This is a genomic window from Paenibacillus sp. FSL H8-0457 (genome assembly GCF_038051935.1).
In the GTDB taxonomy this organism is placed as follows: Bacteria; Bacillota; Bacilli; order Paenibacillales; family Paenibacillaceae; genus Paenibacillus_AQ; species Paenibacillus_AQ lautus_A.
This window is the reverse complement of sequence record NZ_CP150293.1, coordinates 4,887,848-4,911,497: the sequence shown is the minus strand read 5'-3', so window position 1 is coordinate 4,911,497 and position 23,650 is coordinate 4,887,848. Positions and strand designations below refer to the sequence as shown.

At 52.6% G+C, this 23,650-nt stretch carries 19 protein-coding genes; 9 read left to right on the top strand and 10 right to left on the bottom strand.

Annotated elements, in window-relative coordinates; translation table 11 throughout:
• Window positions 1–39 precede the first annotated feature (39 nt).
• The 5 genes from MHI43_RS21800 to MHI43_RS21780 form a co-directional block, all read right to left on the bottom strand.
• Window positions 40–1,023: a Gfo/Idh/MocA family oxidoreductase gene (locus MHI43_RS21800; protein WP_036664029.1), complete on the bottom strand. Its 984-nt coding sequence runs from the start codon at window positions 1,021–1,023 to the stop codon at window positions 40–42.
• 118 nt (window positions 1,024–1,141) lie between these two features.
• Window positions 1,142–2,164: a Gfo/Idh/MocA family oxidoreductase gene (locus MHI43_RS21795; protein ID WP_036664028.1), complete on the bottom strand. Its 1,023-nt coding sequence runs from the start codon at window positions 2,162–2,164 to the stop codon at window positions 1,142–1,144.
• Window positions 2,165–2,206: 42 nt separating this feature from the next.
• A complete protein-coding gene (locus tag MHI43_RS21790; RefSeq protein ID WP_009589889.1) occupies window positions 2,207–3,043 on the bottom strand; it encodes a carbohydrate ABC transporter permease in 837 nt (278 codons plus the stop codon).
• A 16-nt stretch (window positions 3,044–3,059) separates the two neighbouring features.
• Entirely contained in the window at window positions 3,060–4,001 is a 942-nt protein-coding gene (locus MHI43_RS21785; protein WP_036664027.1) for a sugar ABC transporter permease, read from the bottom strand.
• A 47-nt stretch (window positions 4,002–4,048) separates the two neighbouring features.
• Window positions 4,049–5,311, bottom strand: a complete 1,263-nt coding sequence (locus MHI43_RS21780; protein ID WP_015736414.1) for a sugar ABC transporter substrate-binding protein — start codon at window positions 5,309–5,311, stop codon at window positions 4,049–4,051.
• A gap of 431 nt (window positions 5,312–5,742) precedes the next feature.
• On the opposite strand from MHI43_RS21780, the gene MHI43_RS21775 reads away from it, so the two are divergent.
• From MHI43_RS21775 to MHI43_RS21760, 4 genes are all read left to right on the top strand, one after another.
• Window positions 5,743–6,945 carry an ROK family transcriptional regulator gene (locus MHI43_RS21775; protein WP_036664037.1) on the top strand — a complete coding sequence of 401 codons (1,203 nt, stop codon included), beginning with the start codon at window positions 5,743–5,745 and terminating at the stop codon, window positions 6,943–6,945.
• A 70-nt stretch (window positions 6,946–7,015) separates the two neighbouring features.
• The gene (gene glpK, locus MHI43_RS21770) at window positions 7,016–8,506 is read left to right on the top strand and encodes a glycerol kinase GlpK (protein WP_036664026.1); all 1,491 of its coding nucleotides are present in this window, start codon (window positions 7,016–7,018) and stop codon (window positions 8,504–8,506) included.
• 186 nt (window positions 8,507–8,692) lie between these two features.
• Window positions 8,693–10,423, top strand: coding sequence for a glycerol-3-phosphate dehydrogenase/oxidase (locus MHI43_RS21765; RefSeq protein WP_036664025.1), 1,731 nt, complete (start codon window positions 8,693–8,695; stop codon window positions 10,421–10,423).
• Window positions 10,424–10,536: 113 nt separating this feature from the next.
• A complete protein-coding gene (locus MHI43_RS21760; protein WP_036664024.1) occupies window positions 10,537–11,529 on the top strand; it encodes an aldose 1-epimerase in 993 nt (330 codons plus the stop codon).
• A gap of 98 nt (window positions 11,530–11,627) precedes the next feature.
• Here the strand turns inward: MHI43_RS21760 and MHI43_RS21755 are convergent, their stop codons facing one another.
• The 4 genes from MHI43_RS21755 to MHI43_RS21740 all read right to left on the bottom strand — a co-directional run bounded on the left by MHI43_RS21755 (window position 11,628) and on the right by MHI43_RS21740 (window position 15,520).
• Window positions 11,628–12,449 (bottom strand): TIGR02206 family membrane protein, encoded by an 822-nt coding sequence (locus tag MHI43_RS21755; RefSeq protein WP_051425381.1) that lies wholly within the window; start codon window positions 12,447–12,449, stop codon window positions 11,628–11,630.
• Between the two features lie 200 nt (window positions 12,450–12,649).
• Window positions 12,650–12,994: a LytTR family transcriptional regulator DNA-binding domain-containing protein gene (locus MHI43_RS21750; protein ID WP_009590070.1), complete on the bottom strand. Its 345-nt coding sequence runs from the start codon at window positions 12,992–12,994 to the stop codon at window positions 12,650–12,652.
• Window positions 12,995–13,145: 151 nt separating this feature from the next.
• Window positions 13,146–14,318, bottom strand: coding sequence for a peptidyl-prolyl cis-trans isomerase (locus MHI43_RS21745; protein ID WP_036664023.1), 1,173 nt, complete (start codon window positions 14,316–14,318; stop codon window positions 13,146–13,148).
• A gap of 131 nt (window positions 14,319–14,449) precedes the next feature.
• Window positions 14,450–15,520, bottom strand: a complete 1,071-nt coding sequence (locus MHI43_RS21740) for a permease (RefSeq protein ID WP_036664022.1) — start codon at window positions 15,518–15,520, stop codon at window positions 14,450–14,452.
• A 296-nt stretch (window positions 15,521–15,816) separates the two neighbouring features.
• On the opposite strand from MHI43_RS21740, the gene selD reads away from it, so the two are divergent.
• Both selD and mnmH read left to right on the top strand, forming a co-directional pair.
• Window positions 15,817–16,869 (top strand): selenide, water dikinase SelD, encoded by a 1,053-nt coding sequence (selD, locus tag MHI43_RS21735; RefSeq protein WP_036664021.1) that lies wholly within the window; start codon window positions 15,817–15,819, stop codon window positions 16,867–16,869.
• Window positions 16,870–16,914: 45 nt separating this feature from the next.
• Window positions 16,915–17,967 carry a tRNA 2-selenouridine(34) synthase MnmH gene (gene mnmH, locus MHI43_RS21730; protein WP_015736405.1) on the top strand — a complete coding sequence of 351 codons (1,053 nt, stop codon included), beginning with the start codon at window positions 16,915–16,917 and terminating at the stop codon, window positions 17,965–17,967.
• A gap of 168 nt (window positions 17,968–18,135) precedes the next feature.
• On the opposite strand, the gene MHI43_RS21725 is transcribed toward mnmH, so the two are convergent.
• On the bottom strand, window positions 18,136–18,780 hold the full coding sequence (locus MHI43_RS21725; RefSeq protein WP_036664020.1) for an SDR family oxidoreductase: 645 nt from the start codon (window positions 18,778–18,780) through the stop codon (window positions 18,136–18,138).
• 185 nt (window positions 18,781–18,965) lie between these two features.
• Between MHI43_RS21725 and MHI43_RS21720 the strand changes: the two genes are divergently transcribed.
• The 3 genes from MHI43_RS21720 to helD all read left to right on the top strand — a co-directional run bounded on the left by MHI43_RS21720 (window position 18,966) and on the right by helD (window position 23,441).
• Window positions 18,966–19,652: a phosphatase PAP2 family protein gene (locus MHI43_RS21720; protein WP_036664018.1), complete on the top strand. Its 687-nt coding sequence runs from the start codon at window positions 18,966–18,968 to the stop codon at window positions 19,650–19,652.
• Window positions 19,653–19,759: 107 nt separating this feature from the next.
• A complete protein-coding gene (locus tag MHI43_RS21715) occupies window positions 19,760–20,818 on the top strand; it encodes an aromatic acid exporter family protein (protein ID WP_015736402.1) in 1,059 nt (352 codons plus the stop codon).
• A 292-nt stretch (window positions 20,819–21,110) separates the two neighbouring features.
• Complete coding sequence (gene helD, locus MHI43_RS21710; RefSeq protein ID WP_036664016.1) at window positions 21,111–23,441, top strand: RNA polymerase recycling motor HelD; 2,331 nt, start codon at window positions 21,111–21,113, stop codon at window positions 23,439–23,441.
• Window positions 23,442–23,650: the final 209 nt, after the last annotated feature.

Sequence of the window (23,650 nt, the reverse complement as noted above, 5' to 3'; positions counted from 1 at the left end):
GTATACGACGAGAAAACGACTTCTGTGCCGGTTATCAAATCACAGCTCCGACATCGCGATCGTTCCCTTGTCTGCGGACGATCGGTAGGCGGCTACGGCCACGGCCAGCGCTTGAAGCCCGTCCTCGCCGGTAACGGATGCCTCCGCGGCGCCGGAGGAGATGGCATCCACGAAATCCCTGATCAGGCTGGCATCCATGCTGTCACCCCAAGCCTGATGGCGGTATCCGGATTCATCGGTGTATACGTGCAGTTTCTGGCTGGTGGCATTGACGCTGAGGGTCCCGGCGGAACCGACGATTTCCAGGGTGACGTCGCCCCAGGTCGGGAACTCCTTGTTGCGGGACCAGCTGCAATCCAGCGTAGCAAATACGCCATTGTCGAATTCCATGGTCAGGATGCCGCTGTCATCAATCGGAGCTTCCGAGATGAGATGGTCGACCTCGGCGTACACTTCCTTGACCTCGGCACCGGTGATCCAGCGCATAATATCGGCGACGTGCACGGTATGGTCAATGACGGCTCCTCCGCCGGAGAGCTCCGGATCGATGAACCAACCGCCGGGATTGCGTCCGCGGTTGGTTCCCTTCATGGCCAGAATGCGGCCTAGTTTTCCCTCATCGATCATCTGCTTGGCCCGCACGACCGTGGTATTGTAACGCACTGGGAACGCCGTTTGCAGCAGCACGCCGTTTGCTTTGCAGGCATCAATCATGTCCTGTGCATCCTGTATGTTGGTCGAGAGCGGTTTTTCGCAGAGCACATGAACCCCGGCCGCAGCGGCGGCCAGCACGTGCTCCTTATGATGCGCGTTCTCGGACGTCACGATGACGCCGTCCAAGCCTTGATCCAGCAGCTCGCGATAATCCCGATAATAGGCGGTTTCGAAATACTCGGCGTATTTCCGGCCGCGCTCCTCTACAGGGTCGGCAATGCCGGCAAGCTCCACGCCCTCAATTCCGAGAAGGGCTTTGGCATAACTGAACGCATGCATATGCGCAAAGCTGATCACTCCCAATTTCATGGCTTTCTCTCCTTGTTTAGTGATAAGAAAGTATATCCCGCAGAGGCTTGCCCTCCTTATCCAGCAGCAAAATCTGCAGGATGCGGGCTCTCCAGAAAATACATCGATAGCGTTTTTTTCATGTCGAGGCGAGGGTAAGCGCAGCGTCCCCGATAACCACCGGCTCGCCTGCAGCCATGGAGGCTAAAGCGGCAAGTGCGATGCGAAGCGCTTCATATGCGTCTTCGGCGGAAACCAGCGGTTCGCTGCCATCGCGGATGCACGACATAAAGTGTTCCAGTTCCCGGTAATAGGGGCTTCGTTCAAGCGGGCTTTCCGGAACGGAGACGCCGGGAATCGTTGCGGCACTGCTCCGCGATTTGAAGAGAAGCGGGCTGTCCTTGGCACTATCATAGTCAATGATGCCGCTGGTGCCCGCCATCTCCAAATTCATGGAGAAGCCGTCATGGGCCCAGGTGCCCTCCACATGAGCGATGACGCCGCTGCGGAAGCGAAGGGTCACCAGCGAATAATCCAGCTGAGCCTGGAGGCGGCCGTTCAGCCCCTTGGCATAGACGCGCTCAACTTCTCCGAAGCACCAGCGCAGGTAATCAAAATCATGGATCATCGCATCCAGCGTAATGCCGCCGCTCGCTCCAAAATCGCTGTACCAATGGTTCCAGCCGATCGGATAACCGCCGCCGCGGCCTGCCCGGATGACGGCAGGTTTGCCGATGCTGCCTTGATCGAGCAGCGACTTGGCCTTCACGTATTCCGGGAAGAAGCGCAGCACATGACCGACAAACAAGCGTACGCCCTTATCACGGCAGTAGTTGATCATGAATCGCGCGTCTTCTTCGGTTCTTGCCAGCGGTTTCTCGCATATGACATGCTTGCCGATGTCCGCCGCTTTGACAACGTAGTCCTTGTGAAGCGGGGTTGGCAGGCAGACGTCGATGACATCAATCTGCCCTGCACCCAAATCCTCTACCGCCGCTTCGAACGAACGATAGGCGCTTGCTTCATATTCGTCCGCAAGCTGCCTCGCTTTCTCCAGCCGGATATCGGCGATGCCGGCAAGCTTCACTCCCGGCATCGAGGCATAGGCGGCGGTATGGGTTTTTCCCATGGCGCCTGCCCCAATGACTAACACGTGTAACATTTATCGTACACTCCTTTTTTACTTGGTGGGCTGCTGCAGGCATTATCCTTTGATCCCATTCATGGCTATGCCTTCAATGAAATACCGCTGAAGGAAGATGAACAGGATGATGATGGGAAGGGTGGCCATCAAGGCCCCGGCCATCAGCAGCGGATAATCGGTGGAATGCTGCCCCTGGAAGCTGGATATCCCGATCGAAAGGACGCGCATCTCCTCGGAGCTCGTCATAATGAGCGGCCACAGCAGATCGTTCCATGAGGCTAAGATGGTGAAAATCGCCAGCGAGACGAGTGCGGCCTTGGATAACGGCAAGTAGATATTCCAGTAAATTCGGAAATAACTGCAGCCGTCGATTTTGGCGGCTTCCTCCAGATCCTTCGGCAGCGTCATGAAGAACTGTCTTAGCAAGAACGTGCCGAAGGCGCTGAATATGCCGGGTACGATGAGCACGTAAAACGTGTCGAGCCAGTTGAACTCTCGCATGATGACAAAGCTCGGAATCATAACGACTTGGGAAGGTACCATCAATACGGCCAGGAGGGCGAGAAAAATGGCATTCTTGAACGGGAACCTCAAGCTGGCGAAAGCATAGGCTGCCAGCGAGCACAGAATGAGCTGGCCCGCGGTGCGACCCACCGTCACGATGACGGTGTTCAAATAATAAGTGCCGAAATCAATGGTTTGGATGACACGAAGGTAGTTGTCCGGATGCCATTCCACAGGCAGCCATTTCGGCGGAACGGACATGGAGTCGGCAAAGGACTTGAAGGATGTCGAGATCATCCACAGAAACGGCATGATCATGAGCAGCGCCCCGACGGCTAACAGGATGTGTACCGCCAGGCGGCTTGCTTTTTCAGCTTGGGTTGAAGTAGTCACGTCTACGCACCTCCTGTTATTGGTAATGGACCCAGCGCTTCTGAATGTACATCTGAACCATGGTGATGATCAGAATGACCACAAAGAGAATGAAGGCTTGCGCCGAAGCGTACCCCATGTTGAAGTATTTGAATCCGTCTTCCCAGATGCTGTATACCACCGTCCGGGTGGACTCGAGCATCGTGGTCTGCTGATCCATCATGATGAAGATCAGGTCAAACACCTGGAACGAATTGATGAAGGACATGACCAAGACAAAGAACAAACTGGGCGTGAGCAGAGGCAGCGTAATCCGGAAGAACTTATACAGCGTCCCCGCTCCGTCAAGCGAAGCCGCTTCATAGTAGCTGCCGGAGATGCCCTGCAGACCCGAGAGCAGAATGACGGCGTTATAACCGATGCTGCTCCACACGCTGACAAGCACGATGGAGAACAAGGCGAATTTCTCGTCAAACAGCCAGTTGGGCTGCGGCAGGTTCATGACGCCCAGCACATGGTTGATTAATCCGAATTCGGAATTGTACAACCATTTCCACACCATGCCGACCGCGATCGGCATGGTGATGACGGGAATGAAATAGAGCGTGCGGTAGAAGACCATACCCTTGATCTTCTGGTTCAGCAGCACCGCCAGCACCGTTGCCAGTGCAACGGATAACGGTACCGTACCGATGGTATACAGCATCGTGTTCAGCATGGAGCCGGTGAATTTGTCGTCCTTCATCAAATTCGCGAAGTTATCGAGCCCGATGAATTGGGGGGCAGTCAGTCCGTCCCAGGAAGTAAACGACAGAAACAGGGAGGCGGCGGAAGGTGCCATGTAGAACAGACCGAGGCCCAGCACGACAGGCAGAATGAAGATGTATCCCCACATGGCTTCGTGAAAGGCAAGTTTCCCGACCTTTCGCTTGGCCGTCGTTTCAGGAGGTTTCGTGATCACAGTGATGGGAGAGCTCACAGGCTGCACCGTCCTTTCTTAGGTTTCGTATTGGAAGGGGCTGTTCGTTAATTGGTTTCCGTCGCAAGGATGGCATTCATCTGCTCACCGGCATTTTTCAAAGCCTCTTCAAACGTTTTCTTGCCGAGGAAAGCGGCCTGGATTTCCTTCACTTCCGCGTCCTGCCACTCTGCGGTTTTTTGGGATACGGGATACGGGACGGCAAACTCCAGGCTGTCGACGAACACTTGCAGATCAAGCGAAGGAATGGATTTCAGCCATCCTCCCTCCGTGCCTTTGTAAGCAGGCATCGAGAAGCCCGAGTCGGCCAGCAATTCCTGTCCTTCCTTGCCGGATAGAATCTGAATCAATTCCCAGGACTCCTGCTCGACCTTGGTTTTGCCGTTGATGGCCCAGCTGAGCCCATGGACGATGGACGCCTTTTCCTTTCCGGCGGGCAGAACCGCGACGCCCAGCTTGTCGCCAAGCAGCTTGTGCAGTTCCGGAGAGTTGACGGAGATTCCCGGGAACATGGCGGCTTTGCCCGATCCGAACAGCTGGCGCGACTTGGTTTCAAGCTGCTGCTGCGCATTCGGAGAGTAGCCTTTTTCAATCAGGCTCTGCTGCCATTTGAATGCCGAAAGAGCTTCCGGCGTATCGTAACCGGACGTTTTTTTATCGTCGGATATCACGAATCCGCCGGCCTGGGCAATATAGTTGTAATAACCGATTTGGCTGTCGATCGGCGTAATGTAGCCGTAGATTCCGTTCGATTTATCCGTCAGCTTGGCTGCGTTCTCTTCTACCGTTTCCCAGGTCCAGGTATCGTCCGGATAGGGCAGCCCGGCCTTGTCAAATAGTTCTTTGTTGTAGAAAAGTCCTACGGAATCCTGGAAGTAAGGAAGTCCGTGAAGCTTGCCTTGATAGGTGTACATATCGACGAGCGCTTCGGTATAAACCGAGGTGTCGAGCCCGCTTTGCTCAATCAGGGGGGACAGGTCTTTGATCAGACCGGAGGAGGCATACGAGTGAAAGTTGGGTCCGTTCATCCAGTAGACGTCGGGACCGCTGTTGCCGGCGAGGCTGGTTTTAAGCTTGGTCCAATAATCAGCCCATGGGGTGTAGGTCACCTTCACTTGTACATTGGGGTGCTTCTCATTGAAAATTTTGATGGATTTGTCCAGCGTGTCCCGCACATTTTCGTCCCACAGGGCAACGTTGATGACCTTCTTGCCATTATCTCCTCCGGAGGCATTGCCGCCCCCGCAGGCGGACAGCAGGGCGGAGAACACGAACAGTACCGAAATCAGGACAGACATTCTTTTTTTCATCAAATAACCCTCCTTGAATTCACATGGTTTTTGATCAAGCGTGGTTGGTCGTGTGGCTTGTTCGAAGTGAATCGATCCCCCAAAGCGCCCCCTTTGTGTTTGAGTATAAAAAGCGATAGTTATTCCAATTGTCGAAAAAAGTTAACATCCATATGCTATCTATCTTGACAGAATAACCAGCTTCTATTGCGAAAGATTATATAATTACCTTGTTTATTTTTCAAGATAGCGATTTCAAATCCTTTTAAATTCTTTTTTTCACAATATGAGAGAGTCATTATCAAATCTTACGCCGTATGTTATTTCGATGGATGGAATAAGTTTATATCCGCTTGTTGAAAATGTTATAGTGGTTCTAACCTCATTTTTCCGATACAGAAAGTCGCACTACAATGAAGAACCCATAGAAAGGTTGAACTTGCTTGAACAATATGAAAAAAGGCAATCACAAGCTGATCCAGGCGCTAAACCGGTCCAAGGTGCTGAACAAGATCCGTACGGAAGGCCCTATATCCAGAATCGAACTGGCCAAAAAAAACAAGCTGAGTCCCTCCACGGTGGCATCGGCCGTTCAAGAACTGATCAGGGAAGGCTACGTTTCCGAAATTGGAACAGGCTCCTCCAGCGGCGGTAGAAAACCCATACTGCTTAAATTCAATCCGGATAATCACTTCCTGTTAGCCGTAAGCATAACGAATTCGGTCATGATCCTGGCCCGGATGAATCTGGAGGCGAAGGTGCTCGCGAAGGAAACGCACCCTATAGCCGGACTCCAGGGAGAAGCGGTTATCGAACGGCTGCTGCAGCTGATGGATGATTTCATGTCAGGTCAAGAGGATCTGGAACGGTGCGTCGGTATTTCCATTAACGTCCCCGGCATTGTGAGCGACAGCCATGGCGTCGTGCACTATAACACGAAACTGCGGATGACGAATGTTCCATTGAAACGGATATTTGAAGACCGCTACGGAATGCGGACCTGGGTTGAGAATGACATGAATTCCGTTGTGCTTGCCGAACGCCGGTTCGGCGATTACGCGTTCGCGAATCTGATCTATATATCCATCGGGGACGGGCTTGGTTCCGGTATTTTGATTAACGATCATCTCCTAAGAGGCAAGCATGGCGGTGCCGGGGAATTCGGGCATACGAGCGTGAATCGCAGCGGAATCCGCTGCGAATGCGGCAATGCAGGCTGCCTCGACAGTTATATTAGCTGGATTGCCGTGTATTCCCGCATTATTACGGCGATCGCAACGGGAAGGCCGACGCTGATCCAGGAGCTCAGCGATGGGGATTACAGTAAAATTGTTCCGTCCGTATTCAAGGAAGCCCTTCGCAAGGGGGACAAGCTGGCGAGGGATCTGAATGAAGAAGTGGCCGAGCACTTGGGAGCGGCCATCGTCAACCTGGTGAACATGTTTAATCCCGAGGCGTTGATATTAGGCGGGGATTTGGCGCATGGAAATCCCGAATTGCTGGACATGGTCAGCGTATATATCGACCGGCATGCGATGCCGATTCTGAAGGATGACATGGTTTTCGGCTTGGCATCCCTGGGCGAGGAGGACAAGCTGATGGGTGCGGCTTCGGTCCTGCTGCAGGACCTGCTGGGCTTCTCTTTGATGGAATAATGGATTTGACAACGTTTCCATCTGCACGTTATCTTTGGTTAAATGCATAAGCAGAAAGGGGAGAAGATGCTTGGAGAAGTACATTCTGGCGCTTGACCAAGGAACGACAAGCTCGCGCGCGATCCTGTTTAACCGCGAAGGGCAAATCGTTCACTCCGCTCAAAGGGAATTTCCGCAGTATTTTCCGAAGCCCGGTTGGGTGGAGCAGAATGCCAACGAAATATGGGGCTCGATTCTGGCGGTCATTGCAACTTGCTTATCCGAAGCAGGCGTGAAGACGGAGCAGATTGCCGGCATCGGAATTACGAATCAGCGGGAGACCGCCGTGGTATGGGACCGCAAGAGCGGTGAACCGATCTATCCCGCCATCGTATGGCAATCTCGCCAGACGGCCGGCATATGCGAGGAGCTCATTGCAGCAGGCCATGACGCGACGGTTAGGGAGAAGACGGGACTTCTGATCGATCCCTATTTCTCGGGAACGAAGATCAAATGGATCCTCGATCATGTGGACGGCGCGCGCGAACGGGCCAAGCGAGGAGAGATTATATTCGGGACCATCGACACCTGGCTGATCTGGAAGCTGTCGGGCGGCCAGGTGCATGTAACCGATTATTCCAACGCATCGCGTACGATGTTCTATAACATCCACGAATTGAAATGGGATGAGGAGCTGCTGCAGCTGCTGGACATCCCCAAGGCCATGCTGCCTGAGGTCAGGCCGTCATCCGAAATATATTCCAATACGGCATCCTATCACTTCTTCGGGCGAGAGGTTCCGATTGCCGGAGCGGCCGGCGATCAGCAAGCGGCGCTGTTCGGCCAGACCTGCTTCTCCGAAGGCATGGTGAAGACGACCTACGGAACAGGCAGCTTTATGCTGATGAATACCGGCGAGAAGCCGGTTCAATCCGAGCATGGGCTGATCACCACGATCGCCTGGGGACTGGGTGGCCGCGTACAATACGCGCTTGAGGGCAGCGTCTTCGTGGCGGGCTCCGCGATACAGTGGCTGCGCGACGGGCTTCGAATGTTCCGCGAAGCCAAGGACAGCGAGCCCTATGCAAGACGGGTCCAATCCACCGAAGGCGTCTATGTGGTGCCGGCTTTTGTCGGTCTTGGCAGTCCGTATTGGAACAGCGATGTGCGGGGGGCGGTCTTCGGCCTGACGCGAGGCACGTCGAAGGAGCACTTTATCCGTGCAACCCTCGAGTCGCTTGCGTATCAAACGCGCGATGTGCTCTCCGTGATGGAAGAGGATTCGGGCTTTCATATCGAATCCCTGCGGGTGGATGGAGGAGCGGTGTCCAACACCTTTCTTATGGAATTCCAAAGCGACATCCTGAACGTCCCGGTGGAAGTGCCGGACATTACGGAGACTACGGCGCTCGGTGCAGCTTACCTGGCAGGGCTCGCGGTCGGCTTCTGGAAGGATCAGGAGGAGATATGCAGCAAGTGGAGAACGGGGCAGAGCTTCACACCAACCATGGAGGAAAACGCAAGAGAGCAATTATACGGCGGCTGGAAAAAAGCCGTTTATGCGGCAATGGCTTTTCATTAGCATTTTATATGGTATAATGATCAATAAGTGAATAGATGTCTGGAGACTTGGAGAGACCACTAGGCGCGGATACCTCATGTAATGGGGTTGTTACCGCGTGTTCGTGGTCTCTTTTTTGCTGTCTTTTTTCATGGGGAAGGTAACGATAGATAAAAACAGGGTAAAGCATACTGGGAGGGATTCAATGTGGAGCAGTCACAGTCGTTTTCAAGTTTGGACCGCGGGCATCGATTTCAACGTATAGCAGAGGGCACCTACGATCTGATCGTGATCGGCGGCGGAATCACCGGTGCGGGGATTGCACTGGATGCGGTCACGCGCGGCATGTCGGTGCTGCTGGTGGAAATGCAGGATTTTGCGGCGGGAACGAGCAGCCGTTCCACCAAGCTGGTGCATGGCGGGCTGCGGTATTTGAAGCAGTTTGAAGTCGGCATGGTGGCGGAGGTAGGCAAAGAACGGGCCGTGGTGTACGAGAACGGGCCGCACGTAACGACCCCGGAATGGATGCTGCTGCCGATACACCAGGGCGGCACCTTCGGGAAGTTTAGTACCTCCATCGGTTTAATGGTGTATGATTTCCTGGCCGGCGTGAAGCGGGGAGAACGGCGATCCATGCTGTCCGCCTCCGAGACGTTAAAGCGGGAGCCGCTTCTGAAGCAGGAGGGCCTGAAGGGCGGCGGCTATTACGTGGAATACCGGACGGACGACGCCAGGCTGACGCTGGAGGTCATGAAGGAGGCGGCCGCTAGAGGGGCGGTTCTGTTTAACTACGCCAAGGCGGAGTCGCTGAATTATGATGCGAATGGGCGGATTACCGGGGTTACGGTAAGGGATATGCTCGGCGGCGCTGTGAAGTCCGTCTCCGGCACCAAAATCGTAAATGCGGCCGGACCTTGGGTGGACCAAGTGCGCGAAATGGATAAGTCCAGGAAGGGAAAGATGCTTCAGCTGACCAAAGGGGTTCATCTGGTCATCGACCAATCCAGGTTCCCGCTTCGCCAGGCGGTCTACTTCGATACGCCCGACGGCAGGATGGTGTTTGCCATTCCCCGGGACGGGAAAACCTATGTCGGCACAACCGACACGGTTTATAAGGCGGATCCCGTACGTCCCTTGATCACGGTGGAAGACCGGGATTATATTTTGAAGGCCATCCATTATATGTTTCCGGGCGTAAAGCTAAGTCCGGCAGACGTTGAATCGGGATGGGCCGGGGTCCGGCCCCTGATTCTGGAGGAAGGCAAGAGCCCGTCCGAAATTTCCCGCAAGGATGAAATTTGGGAATCCCCCTCCGGCCTGATCACCATTGCGGGAGGGAAACTGACCGGGTATCGGAAAATGGCGGACACCGTCGTTGACCTGGTAGCGAAACGGATTCAAGAAAGCGGCGGTAAGGCATATGGCGCCAGCGTAACGAAAAATCTGCCGATTTCCGGCGGTCAGGTTGGCGGTTCCAGCCAATTCCCGGATTTTGTCCGCAAGCAGACGGAGATCGGCGCGGCGCAAGGAATTGACCGTAAGCTTGCCGAGCACTGGGCGCGAATGTACGGCTCAAACGCAGCGGAATTGTTCCGCTTGGCCAAGGAAGGCTCCGATCAGGCGGAGGCATCGGCGCTTCCGGTGTCGGTATTGGTTCCGCTGATGTATGCCATTGAGCATGAGATGGCATCGAAGCCGGCCGACTTTTTTATCCGCCGCACGGGGTCTCTCTTGTTTCATATCGACTGGACGAGAAAATGGAAGGTGCCCGTGATCAATTATATGGCTACCGTACTGGGCTGGAGCGAACAGCAGAGAACCGAGTACGCCAGGGAACTGGATGAGGAGCTGGCTTCGGCCGCGCAGCCGGCCGCTAACGAATCGCCGGCCCAGGCTCCGATTCCGCCAAATGCTTCAAAGGCCAAACTTTCGTCTTAACCGGTCGGCCGTGAGAGGGGGGATGGGTCAGCCCGTCTACCCCGAACATATAGAAGTAAGGGCACTGGTATGATAATCTATATACGTTCACACTTGAGAGGAGAGATCACCCGATGAACCACAAAGCGTATGAAGGATCGTATCAGGGAGAGCGTGCGGTTTGGCTCCAGCATGGCCCTTATGAAGCGGCGATATTGCCTGAAATCGGAGGCAATCTCATCGCTTTCAGGGATAACGTAAGCGGTTACCGGTTCCTGCGCGAGCCAGAAGAGAACGAAATGGAAGCGTTCAAAGCCAGTCCGGGCGTTCACGGCATTCCTGTTCTCTTTCCGCCTAACCGATATGAGGACGGACGGTTTCCTTGGAACGGACAAACCTATCAATTCCCGGTAAATGAAGAAGAGACGGGCAATCACCTCCATGGTTTTTTACATACGACCCCTTGGAGTGTCGAGGACTATGGCAGCAGCGAGGCTGAGAGTTATGTGGTGGTCTCCGTCACGGTTGACGAGCATCATCCGGTGTACGCCATGCTTCCGCATCGCTTCACCTTCCGGCTTCGCTACACGCTGAATCAGGACGGCTTGGCTCAGCATGTGTTTATACGGAATCAGGGTACCAGCAGCATGCCGTGCCTGCTAGCCTTCCATACGGCGATCAATGCTCCCTTTGCCCCGGAAAGCACGGCGGATGATTGCGTCGTGAGAATCACCATTGGCGAGCGGTGGGAGATGAGCGACCGGATGCTGCCGACCGGCAAGTTCCAAGCGCTGACGGCAGAAGAAAAGCTGCTTCGCACGAGCGGCGTGAATCCCTATTTCGATTCGATGGACAACCATTATACGGCCGTTCCGCAAAACGGCAGAAACCGCATGGAGCTGACGGATACCAAGCTAGGCAAAACATTCGTTTACGATGTCGGCAACTCGTATAAGCAGTGGATGGTATGGAACAGCAAGGCGTCCCGCAAATTTTTCTGTCCTGAACCGCAGATCAACCTGGTTAATGCACCGAACACGGACTTGCCTGCGGACGAGATCGGGTTGTTCGGTTTGGCGCCGGGCGAGATTTGGGAGGCAAGCTCCCGTTTGTATCTTAAGAATTAGGGGAAGGGCCCCTTCCTTAAAAAAGCGTATGGATGGAAGCGCCCGAAACGACAGGGGTGTTAACGATCCATACGCTTTATGTTTGTATGATGCCTTGTTCAACCGCCTGTCGAAGACAAGGAAGCCGGCTCGTGTTTGCGTCGGCGGCTGCGCCTCATCCGATCCGGGATGACGAAGAAGGCGACATGCATGAGGATGAACAGCGATAACGCGATAAGCTCTTCTACAACAATATAAACGGGATGCGGCCCCAGCAGATCGAGCAGCGAAGCCGTATCCGGCTTGCGCATCAGGAACATATAGTTCGAACCGACAGCGAGGTTGACCAGACCGACTAAAAGTGCGGACACGTTAAGAAAGACCATCGTCCAGGCGATGGATTTCCAGGTGGGACGGTACCCCCGAACCCATGTCATATACAATGCCGTCATGATGATCGCGATATGGACAACAAAGAAATGAAAGAACCGGAAGTGCGGAAAAGGGTATCCCAAATTAGGGGTTAATACAGCTTGCAGGGCTCCCCCGATTCCCGCAAAGTAAACCAGCGGGTATAAGCGGCGTTTATCCGTAAGCAGGATGGCGATGGAGAGGAACAGGGTCAGACTGCACAACTCCAAGGGAAGCGAAGTGGCTGGATCCCATATTCCCGTTGACACATACCAGACATGAAGGGAAGCTTCTGGCAACGAAAGGGCAGCGAGCAGGCCCCATCTTACGGTCTTTTGCAGAGAAGGCTTGGAGGCGATGGCAGTCCTGAACAGGTACAGCAGCAGGCCAAGGATGATGCATATGCCAATGGCTATCCAATGTTCAACGGAAAAGGCAGCAAACGCTTCCGGGTATTGCGGATCAAAATAGGATTCGATGCATGACCACTCCTTTTTGAATGTACATAAGATTTTATTCGATACTACCATAATGTGGGTTATTCATATATACCCGAAGCGCGTTGGGGAAGGAAATCGTCCGCGTCGCTAACGTATCTATGTAGAACAGACGCCAAGAACAAAGGGGCTGCTAAAATCATGCCAACGCAAGAAGATCCCGCCTCCGAATGTAACGGATACGGGATCTTCTCTTGTCCTGCGCCAGATTCAAGGTATACGCCGCTGCTCGCTCAAACCGGCTGTTTGACTTCAGCAACCAGGCGCTTCAGCGATTCCTGCTTCCATCTGGGAATGCGAAGATGTTTAGCGGAAGGCGCCTTTTCCCCGAAATAAACGATGCCTTGCTCTACCGTAGTTATTTTGTCTACGTTGACGTAGCAGTTGCCGCCGACATGATAGAACTGTTTACCGGACAGCAGGGATGCGATTTTTTCGGCAGTCATTCTCTTTTTAATATTATAGTTCCTGCCGTGAAAGCTGACCAAACCGTGCGATCCGGTTTTAAAGAACAGAATGTCTGTCTCCACCACGAAGTCCTCATACATGTTGCGGGATTCCGATACGTGCTTCATCATTCTGCTTCCCCCTTTTCCAAGATCAACATTTGATAACGCTTACATTCTAACATGTTTTGCTTGGGGTTTAAAGAACTTTTTATTTTGCGTGAAAAAAAGCCCCGTCCCGCGAGGGTAGGGGCTTTGCCTGGTGTTCAAGGTGCAGCAGGTGTTAAGGTGTCTCTGTAGCATCTGCCGGTGCTTCTGCTGGAGCTTCAGCAGGAGCTTCTTCCAGGGTATTCGTGATGGTAGCTTTATCCTTCAGCTCTTGAATGTAGGCTGTGGATTCGGCATAGACCTTCTGGTTCTCAAGCTGGCTGCGGATTTCTTCCTTCTTGTCTTCCAAGGTAGGATTCGTTGCTTCCTTACGATCGGTAACCTTGATGATGTGGTATCCGAAGGAGCTCTTCACCGGTTCGCTGATTTCATCTTTCTTCAGTTTGAACGCCGCTTCTTCAAATGCGGGGTCCATTTCGCCGCGTCCGAAGAAATTCAGGTCGCCGCCGGTATCCTTGGTTGCATCCTGGTTTTTCTCTTTAGCAATCGTTGCGAAGTCAGCGCCTTCCTTCAGCTGCTTCACGATGGCTTCGGCTTCTTCCTTGGTCTCAACCAGGATGTGGGAAGCGCGAACCTGCTCAGGCGTTGCGAAGCTTTCTTTGTTTTGGTCATACACTTCTTTGACTTCTTCGTCGGTTACCTTGATTTTGTCGGCCATCAGCTTTTTAAGCTCAACCTGGGTTTTGGTCTGCTCCTTCAGGTTGTCGAGCGTCATGCCGTTTTGCTGCAGAGCCATATTGAATTGTTCCTCGGAAGGGAAGGAGGCCTTCAGCGCATCCACTTCTTTATTCACATCGGCATCGGTCACCGTAATGGACTTGTTCTTCAGTTCCTGCTGGATCAATTCCTCCGTGATCATGGAATTCAGCGTTTGTTTGCCGCCTACGCTGACAAGCTCATCGTACAGATTATCCTTGGTAATGTTAACGTCGTTGACTTTAGCTATAGCTTCATTGCCGGATCCCTTGGCAAACGGAGGTACGATCAGGACGACGATTAAGGCAGCCGCCAAAACCAGCGACGCGATCATCCAGCCTTTGCTTCCGTTGCCGCCGCCATCTGCAGGTGGCTGTTCATCGTAATGCGGTTGATCTCCCATATGCATAACGGCTGGGTGTTCGTTCTCATCCTTGTACAGCTCGTCGGACTCCGGATAGGTGGAATCTATTCTTTCTTCTTCATGAGGCAAGCCGCTTTGATCTTGTTGGTTATTCTCTTTCTCTTGGGCTTGTCCCTGATCATCCTCGGGCTGTCCCGGATGGTTTGGCTGCAAATCGTTATCTTTCATGTAATGATTGACTCCCTTCGACTGCATATAATAATGAGTTGTTCATTCTTTTATCACTTTACCAGATAAGCCTATGGTTTACCTTAAGAAAAAATAAAAATTGAAAATATAAACGGAAAAGTGGTTCCTGCCTACAGAATCAGCATTCCCGCCACGCCGCAAAGAATCCCAAGCAGGACGACGGAGGCAGTAACAAACCACAAAACTCTTTTAGGGAATGAACGCCTCACCATAAGCAGAGACGGAAGACTGACAGCCGGCAGTGTCAGAAGCAGCGCCGCGGCCGGACCCGCCCCCAGGCCTGCTGCCATAAAAGCCTGGATGATCGGGATTTCCGCCGCGGTCGGAATGACGAACAGCATTCCCATCACGGAGAAGAAGATGACGGCCAAGAGCGTGTTCCCCGCTGCCGCTCCCAAATGCGGGAACATCCATGCCTGCATGGCGCCAAGGAGCAGCACGGCTATAAAGTAAGCCGGGACCACCCGAACCAGCATCTGCCCGATGCTGGTTAACCAGCGTTTCCACAGCGGACGCTCATCGGTTTGATCCGTGCTCTGAGGCGCATCGATCTCCACGGGATCCGCTTCCTTGGCGAAGCGGTTTGCCAGGTAGCTGACGCCGAAGGTTAGCAGGATGCCGAAGATCAATCGCAGCACGGTGAATTTCCATGATAAAACAAAGGTCATGAAGACGAGCGTCGCCGGATTGATGGTTGGATTGCCGATCCAGAACGCGAGAGCAGAGCCGACCGACACCTTTTTCTTGCGCAGACCGATCGCGATCGGTGCGGCGCAGCAGGAGCACATCATGCCCGGAATGGAGGCGATTCCTCCAATCGCCGTGCTGCCGAAGGTCGTTTTGCCAAGGACCCGAAGCAGCCATTGGGATGGCAGCAGCGACTGGACCAGAGTCCCGAGCAGAATGCCGAGCACCGCCGCTTTCCAAACCGCTTTAAAATAGGTGAGCGCATAATTCCAGGCTGCCTGCCAAGAAGGGGCGGCACCGCCAGGGTCCATGCCTAATATGGAAGAGCCGATGCTGTGCTCCATAATAGCTTTGAGCGCTTTATCGTAGTAAGGCCACCACTTCACGTAGGTAAGGCCTGTTGCTGCTATGATGACGAAGATGGTGATGAGCCAGACGGTTCTTCTGCGATCCGTATGATTCAAGGCCCTTCCACCGTCGCTTGAGTGATTCATAATCTGTATTCCCCCGATGTATCGTGAAATGATTTACATATCCAATCAAATAGTATATCACATTGTCGGCAGGTTGCAGAAAGATATTCCCGGTAATTGCAAGAAATAGGAAGACCGTTAGACTTGAAGCAGCCGATTTCATATAATATAGATATTGTGTGCTTGAACAAGTGTTAGCTAAACGGATGAATATCAGATGATACCCGGTGTAGATGAGACGTTATCCAAGCATCCACGCCGGGGTTGTTGCATGTGCTTTGCCTAAAATCACTCTTAAGACGAAGGGAAGACCCATGATGAGTCAATCGGACAAAATAAAACTAACCTCGTATTCCTCCAAAGGAGGCTGCGGCTGTAAGATCGGACCTGCCGATCTGGCGCAGGTCATCCGCAAGCTTCCGCAAGCCGAGCCGAATCCTAATTTATTGGTTGGTCTGGATACCAGCGATGATGCGGGCGTATACCGTCTCACGGATGATCTGGCCATGGTGCAGACCGTCGATTTCTTTACGCCGATCGTGGATGACCCTTATGATTTCGGTCAGGTGGCCGCGGCGAATGCCATCAGCGATATCTATGCCATGGGCGGCAAACCGCTGACCGCCTTGAATATCGTAGCATTCCCGATATCGACGCTGGACAAGCAGGTCTTGACGGATATTTTGAGAGGTGCAGGAGATAAATTGAAGGAAGCGGGGGTTACCCTGGTTGGCGGACACTCCATTGATGACAAAGAGCCGAAATTCGGCCTTGCCGTAACGGGGACCGTGCACCCGGACCGGGTAAGAACCAATGCCGGAGCCAAGCCGGGCGATGCCTTGATTCTGACGAAGCCGATTGGCGTGGGCATCCTGACGAGTTCCATCAAGAAGGATCTGTTAAGTGAAGAAGAGATTCGCCGCGTTACGGCCGTCATGGCGGCACTGAACAAAACGGCTGCCGAGACGATGGAGCCTTATGATGTGCATGCCTGCACCGACGTGACGGGGTTCGGTCTCCTTGGCCATGCGCTCGAAATGGCCAAAGGCAGCGGCACGGGCATCCGGATTTCCAAGGCTTCCGTTCCCATTCTGGAAAGGGTTCGGGAAATGGCCGACGGAGGCGTCATTCCGGGCGGCACCAAAAACAATTATGAACACGTGAAGGACGACGTGGATTTCCCGGATAGCATGGACCAGATCGATAAATGGATATTGTGCGATGCCGTGACGTCAGGGGGACTGCTCATTGCCGTTGACGGCTCGCAGGCCGAAGCATTACTGGCGGAGCTTCGCCAAGCCGGGCTGGAAGCCGGCAGAATCGGAGAAGTCGTACATGACCATCCGAATCGCATTGTCGTTGAGGCGTAACATGAGCCGGGTTTTGTTTGTGTAACCATAAAGGAGCGAACAGACATGTTTCAAGACATCACCGTGAAAGAATTATTGGAACTGCAAAACAGCAAGAAGATTACTTTGATTGATGTCCGTTCCCCTTCGGAATACAAGGACTCCACCATTCCGGGGAGTCTGAACATTCCGGTCTTCAATGATGAAGAACGGGCGGAGATCGGGACGATTTACAAGCAGGTGAGCGTGGATGCGGCCAAAGAGCGGGGGCTCGCCATCATGTCGGCCAAGCTACCCAGCTTCGTGAAGCAGTTCAAAGAGATCGAAGGAGATAAGGCGGTCTATTGCTGGCGCGGCGGCATGCGCAGCCGGACGGCTGCGACGGTGCTGTCCCTGATGGATATCCATGTCAATCGGATTACGGGTGGGATTAAGGCTTACCGGAAGTATGTGCTGGATACGCTTGAGCAGAAGAGTCTGGATGCGGAAGCGTTTGTCCTTCACGGATTGACGGGTACGGGCAAGACGGCAGTGCTAAGGCAGCTTCAGCAGGAAGGCTACCCCGTCGTGGACCTGGAAGGGCTCGCAGGCCACCGCGGCTCGATCTTCGGGCATATCGGCCTGCAGTCCAACAATCAGAAGACTTTCGATGCGGAATTGGTTGAACGGCTGAAGCAATTGGAAAATTCGCCTTATTTGTTATTTGAGGCCGAGAGCAAACGGATCGGCAAAATCGTCGTTCCCGATTTCCTAATGAAGAAGAAGGAGTCGGGCGTTGCCATCGTGTTGGAATTGCCGATGGCGGAGCGTGTTCGCCAGATACTGGAGGATTACAACCCTGCGGCTTATAAAGAGCAATATTTGGCGGCCTTTCAATTAATCAAGAACCGAATCCACACTCCGATCGCCGCGGAAATTGGCAAGTCTTTGGAGGAGGGAAGGTATGCTCAGGGAATACAGCTGCTGCTTGAGCATTATTATGATCCCAAATATAATTACTCCTTCAGTCAATATGAGGACAACGCTCCTATCGTTGTGGCGGTAGATCGGGTAGAAGAAGCGGTGGATGCCGTAAAAGACATACTGCGAAGCCGAATGCTGCACAAGACAGGCGCGTAAATGCCAGGATCGGTTGAGTGCGTAACGAGAAGGAGTTCCAATGTGTCTCTTTATTTTGCGATCCGGTCCTGATTCGAATAGAACGATAGATCGCCCCTTAAGCATTAGCAGATACGAAGGTATCGCTTTTGCTTGAGGGGCGATTTTGCTTTTGAATATGAAATGCTCTTAGAGTGACGATAGAGCTTCCGAGATAGGCGTTTCGCCTGAAATCAGGTCGAAGGAACGCCGGAAGGTATGTTCTTCGTCCAGCGCCAACAGGATCGTTTTCGCCACATCCTCGCGCGGAATCGAGCCGCCCTTGATATTCTCCGCAGCCGTAATGCGGCCGGTACCAGGCTCATTCAAAAGTCCTCCCGGACGAATGATCGTATAGGAGAGGCTGCTGTGACGAAGCATTCGATCCGCGTAATGCTTGGCTGCATAATACGGTTTGATGTCCCCGTTCCAAGATTCTCGATGATGGGCCCCAATCGCGCTAATCATCACAAAGCGCGGGACCTTCGCCTCTTCGGCAGCTTCGACCATCTTGACGGCTCCGTCCAGATCGATCAGCAGCGTTTTGTCGTATCCGGTAGCTCCGCCAGAACCAGCCGTGAAAACCACTGCCTGGCAATCTCGTGCTGCTTCCGCCAGTTCCTTGACCGATCCTTCCAAATTCGCGATAACGCACTCTATTCCCGCTTCTCGATAATAGGCTGCCTGCTCCTCCCTCCGAACCATGGCTTTTACGCTATAGGCATCATGCTCATGCAGGAGAAACGTAAGCTGTTTGCCAATCTGGCCGTTCGCGCCGGCTACTAGAACCTTCATCATGACATGCTCCTTTTCTTTTGGGTATATATTCTCGTAAAGAGTAATCCCTGCGATTTTGACATAGACTACGGGATATTTGTCATGTAATCCCTTTGGGACTTTCCTTTATGACAGGAAAATGATATTATCTTGTTTTCACCAAATCGCACGGTTTCGAAACAAGGTCAAAGGAGAACAGAGAGTTGAGCGGAGAGAAGATATACCCTGCTTCAGGAAGACAACGCTGGATATTCCTCATATCGATGATCAGCTTCATCGGATTTGTCATTCTGGCGGCGCTGGTAAAGCGGGAAAGCCTGGCAGCGCTTGATTTGGCGATCATTACGACGGTACAAGCCCTTGAACATCCGCTGCTTACGGATATTGCCATCGGGCTGTCGTTCATAGGCTCCATCGGACCGGTGATCGTGTTAAGCCTGATCGTGATCGCCGTGCTATATTGGATTCTGGGCCACCGCAAGGAGATTCTTCTCCTTATTGTGGTCGTCTTCGGTTCATCTATTCTGAATTTATTATTAAAATGGGTGTTTCAACGTGCAAGGCCGGACATCAACCGCCTGATTGAAATTACGGGATACAGCTATCCCAGCGGCCATTCGATGGGGGCCTTCTCGTTCTACAGCGTGCTCGCTTACTTGTTGTGGAGACATATTGACAGCAGAGCGGGGAGAGGGACGTTGATTGCCGTTTCCATCGTGATGATTCTAAGCATCGGACTTAGTCGAATCTATCTCGGCGTCCATTACCCGAGCGATATCGTTGGCGGATATCTGGCTTCTTGCGCTTGGCTTGGGTTCGTGATCCGATCTTACGAGAAAAGGATGGGGAAGCGGGCCAACCCGGATGATGTCAATGAAGAAACTGCATAACATTGGAAGCGTAAGGGTAATTCATGTAATAGCGGTTCAAACGGAGGAGTATGTATCATGGTGTGTAGGCTTAGACGTGAAATTGGGTTGCGTAAGGAGGGCTGTCCGTGGCGTTTGGAGCAAGAATGTTCAAAACCGGCCTAGCCGTGACGCTGGCTCTTTATTTAGCCATGCTGTTTGACTTTAAATCACCTGTCGTAGCCGCCATCGCCGCGATTTTCGCGATGCAGCCATCGATATACAGGTCGTGGAGATATTTTCTGGACCAGCTGCAGACCAGTACGCTCGGTGCGATTCTGGCCATGCTCGGAGGGTATTTTTTATCGAATCAACCGATTTCCGTCGGTTTGGTCTGTATTCTAGTGATCATGATTTGCATGAAGCTGAAAATGGGCGAGACCATCGGACTTACGCTTGTTACGGTTATATCCGTGATGGAAGCTTCCGGACAATGGGACTTTGCCCTCAATCGCTTTATTCTGACGATTATCGGCATCATATCTGCATTCCTCATCAATATTCTTGTGTTTCCACCGAAACCGAAGGAACAGTACATCACGCGGATTCATATTGTATTTGGCAAAATGTCGCTGCTGCTGCGCACGGCAATCTCCCATGAAATGAAGGATTCGGTCTACCGTGCGGAGAAGAAAGAACTGGAATCGGCCATCAAATCGTTGTCCGACAAATACAATTTGTTTGAGGAAGAGCAGAAGAAGCTGAAGCGGGCGAAATACAGTCAAGCAAGACAGCTCGTGGTGTATAAGCAGCTGCTTCAATCCCTTCGCAAGGGGTATGAAGTGCTGGATGCGGTGGAGAACCACTATTTCCAGGCGGATCGATCCGATGAAATCGACGAACAGTTTGATCACAATCTGGAGCGGTTAATGAAGTACCATGAGCATATTTTGTGGAAATTCGAAGATAAACTTAAGCCGAACGAGGATGAGGCCGAGACCATGGCGGAGAACAATGAAGCTTTCATGGAGCAGGTGATGTGCGGGCCCGGCTCAAATCCCGGCGGACTCCGGCTGGCGGTGGTGGCCGCCTCCATGTACGACTACGGCTATCAGCTTGACCGGTTGAATCGGGTGGCGGATCAAATCAGCCGAGTCGTGGATGATAAGGAGCAAGAGGATGCCATGTTCTCGTGGCTGCGAAAATAAGGGAGCTCGCCATGAGGATGCCGATCAAGATTTCACATTTGATCGGCTGTTTTTATACATCTCAGCAAGCAGCAAGTTTGGCATTTGAGGCTCGGGAATGGTATGGTATATGAACATAAAAAAACCGCCCCGGCGGGTCGGTTACTGAGATTCCATGTTGAATTATGTACGGCAGCTTGCTATAATTAACAATGCTTTGTCATTAAATTATTGATATGTGGTTAGAATATCACAATTGTATTTTATCACGATTAACTAACGCTGTCAACCGGTATATTAGGGGGATGAACAAATGGCTATCAGCGATCAAGATTGGAAAGAGGAACAGGCGCGGGTAACGGAAGTAACAGCAAAAATCGGAAATAAAATATCCCAGCTGGAAGCAAGCGTCGGCGATATCCGTGAAGTCGTCATTGACATGCGGAAGGACTTCTGGGACGAAGTTACGGTAAACTTCAGCAACCCGGACGATTTGGGCGAAACGTCCACCAACCTGAGACAGCAGTCGCAGGTGCTCGCCGAACGCGAGCATGCTCATCTGCAGTCCAGCAAGCTGCTTAAAAAGTACAGGAAGCTGGTGGAATCCCCATACTTCGGACGCATTGACTTTCAGGAGGATGGAACTGCAGAGACGGAAACCATTTATTTGGGAACAGGTTCTTTTTTGGACGAAAAGATGGAGACGTTTCTGGTTTACGACTGGCGGGCACCGATCTCGAGCCTGTATTACGACGGTGCGCCGGGCCCTGCCCAATATGAGACGCCTTCGGGTACGGTCAAGGGCGAAATGCTGCTTAAGCGCCAATTCGTCATCCATAACGGCGAGATCAAGGTGCTGTTCGATACCGGCGTGACCATCGGAGATGAACTGCTGCAGCAGGTGCTTAGCCATAGTGCGGATGACCGCATGAAGAGTATCGTGGCTACGATTCAGAAGGAACAAAACGCGGTCATCCGAAATGACAAAACCCGCATGCTGATCGTGCAGGGGGCTGCCGGAAGCGGAAAGACCTCGGCGGCACTGCAAAGGGTCGCTTATCTGCTGTACAAGTACCGGGAGACGCTCCGGGCCGACCAGATGATCCTGTTCTCCCCGAATCCGCTGTTCAACAGCTATGTGTCCACGGTGCTTCCCGAGCTCGGCGAGGACAATATGCAGCAGACGACCTTCCAGTCCTATCTGGAGCACCGGCTCGGTAAGGAGTTCGATCTCGAAGACGTGTTCACGCAAACGGAAACCCTGTTGAATGCGGATGATTCGCCGCGTTACCGGGCACGCTTGGAGAGCATATCGTATAAATCCTCGGGGGCTTATCTGGACACCATCAGACGATACAAGGAGCTGCTGGAAAAGGGAGGCATGCTCTTTAAGCCGGTCGTATTCCAGGGGAAGGTGATTGTCAGCTCGGAGGAGATGGCGTCGCAGTTCTATGGCTATGATTCGGCGGTTAAGCTCGCTGGCCGCATTGATCTGATGAAGGAATGGATGCTTAAGCGCCTGTCGGAGTTTGCCCAAACCGAGAAAGATGCCCCGTGGGTAGAAGAGCAAATCCAGCTGCTGGATACGGAAGATTACCAACGGGCCTTTCAAACGATGAGACGCAAGCAAAACCGGAAGGCAGACACGTTTGACGATTTCGATAAGGAAAAAGATGTCCTTGCGAAAATGGTGGTCAGCAGCCGGCTCAAGCCGCTTCGGCGTTGGATCAAGCGGTTCCGGTATGTGGACGTCAAGGGCATGTACCGTAAATTGTACACGGACGAATCCTTATTCCGCCGGGCGGCGGGAAATTTGGAGACGCTCCCGGAACATTGGGATGAAATATGCAATCTTACCGTTGCGTCCCTGGACGACAAAGCATTGCTTTACGAAGACGCCACGCCGTTTCTCTATCTGAAGGAACTGCTGCAAGGGTTCCGTACGAATACGTCGATACGCCATGTCATCGTCGATGAAGTTCAGGATTATTCCGCATTTCAGCTAGAGTTCCTGAAGCGTTTGTTCCCGCGGGCCAAAATGACGGTGCTGGGGGACCTCAACCAAGCCATTTATGCTCATGGAGAGGCGCTCGGAAGCTTGGAGAATCTGGTGAGTCTGTATGGCAAAGAGGATACGGAGGTCATTAATCTGACCCAAAGCTACCGGTCGACGTATGAAATCGTTAACTTCACGCGACAAATGATACCGGGCGGGGAGCGGATCGTTCCTTTCAACCGGCAAGGGGAAGCTCCTCGAGTCGTTCGGGTGAACGATGAAGAAGAACTGCATGGCGCGATCGTATCCGATATCCGCGAGCTTCATGAGCAGGGATTCCAATACGTTGCGGTGATCTGCCGGACAGAAGAGGAGAGCAGGCGCGTACATCAGCAGCTGTCGGCGGAGATCTCCGCCCGCTTAATCACAAAAACCACGCCGGCCTTCGAAAAGGGAACGCTGGTGGTTCCCGCCTACTTGGCCAAAGGCGTGGAGTTTGACGCGGTGATTATCTATAACGGCGCCGAGGACGTGTACCACCGGGAAAGCGATCGTAAGCTGTTCTACACGGCATGTACGCGTGCCATGCATAAACTGGATGTCTATCATATCGGGGAGAAGAGTCACTTTATCTCCGGTCAAGCTTAAAGGAAAGAGGTCTGCCTGAGCCCGTCTCAGGCCGGCCTCTTTTTGCATGATGTCTATATGAAAATCAAACCCGTTTTCATAACGGAGGTAAAAAATGGAACGTATCATTATAAGAAATTTATGGCATTTGTTATACCATAAGGAGGGAGTTATCCAAAAATTATCAACATTTGACCGGTGATTAATAAAATTTTTTCAATTATTTTCGA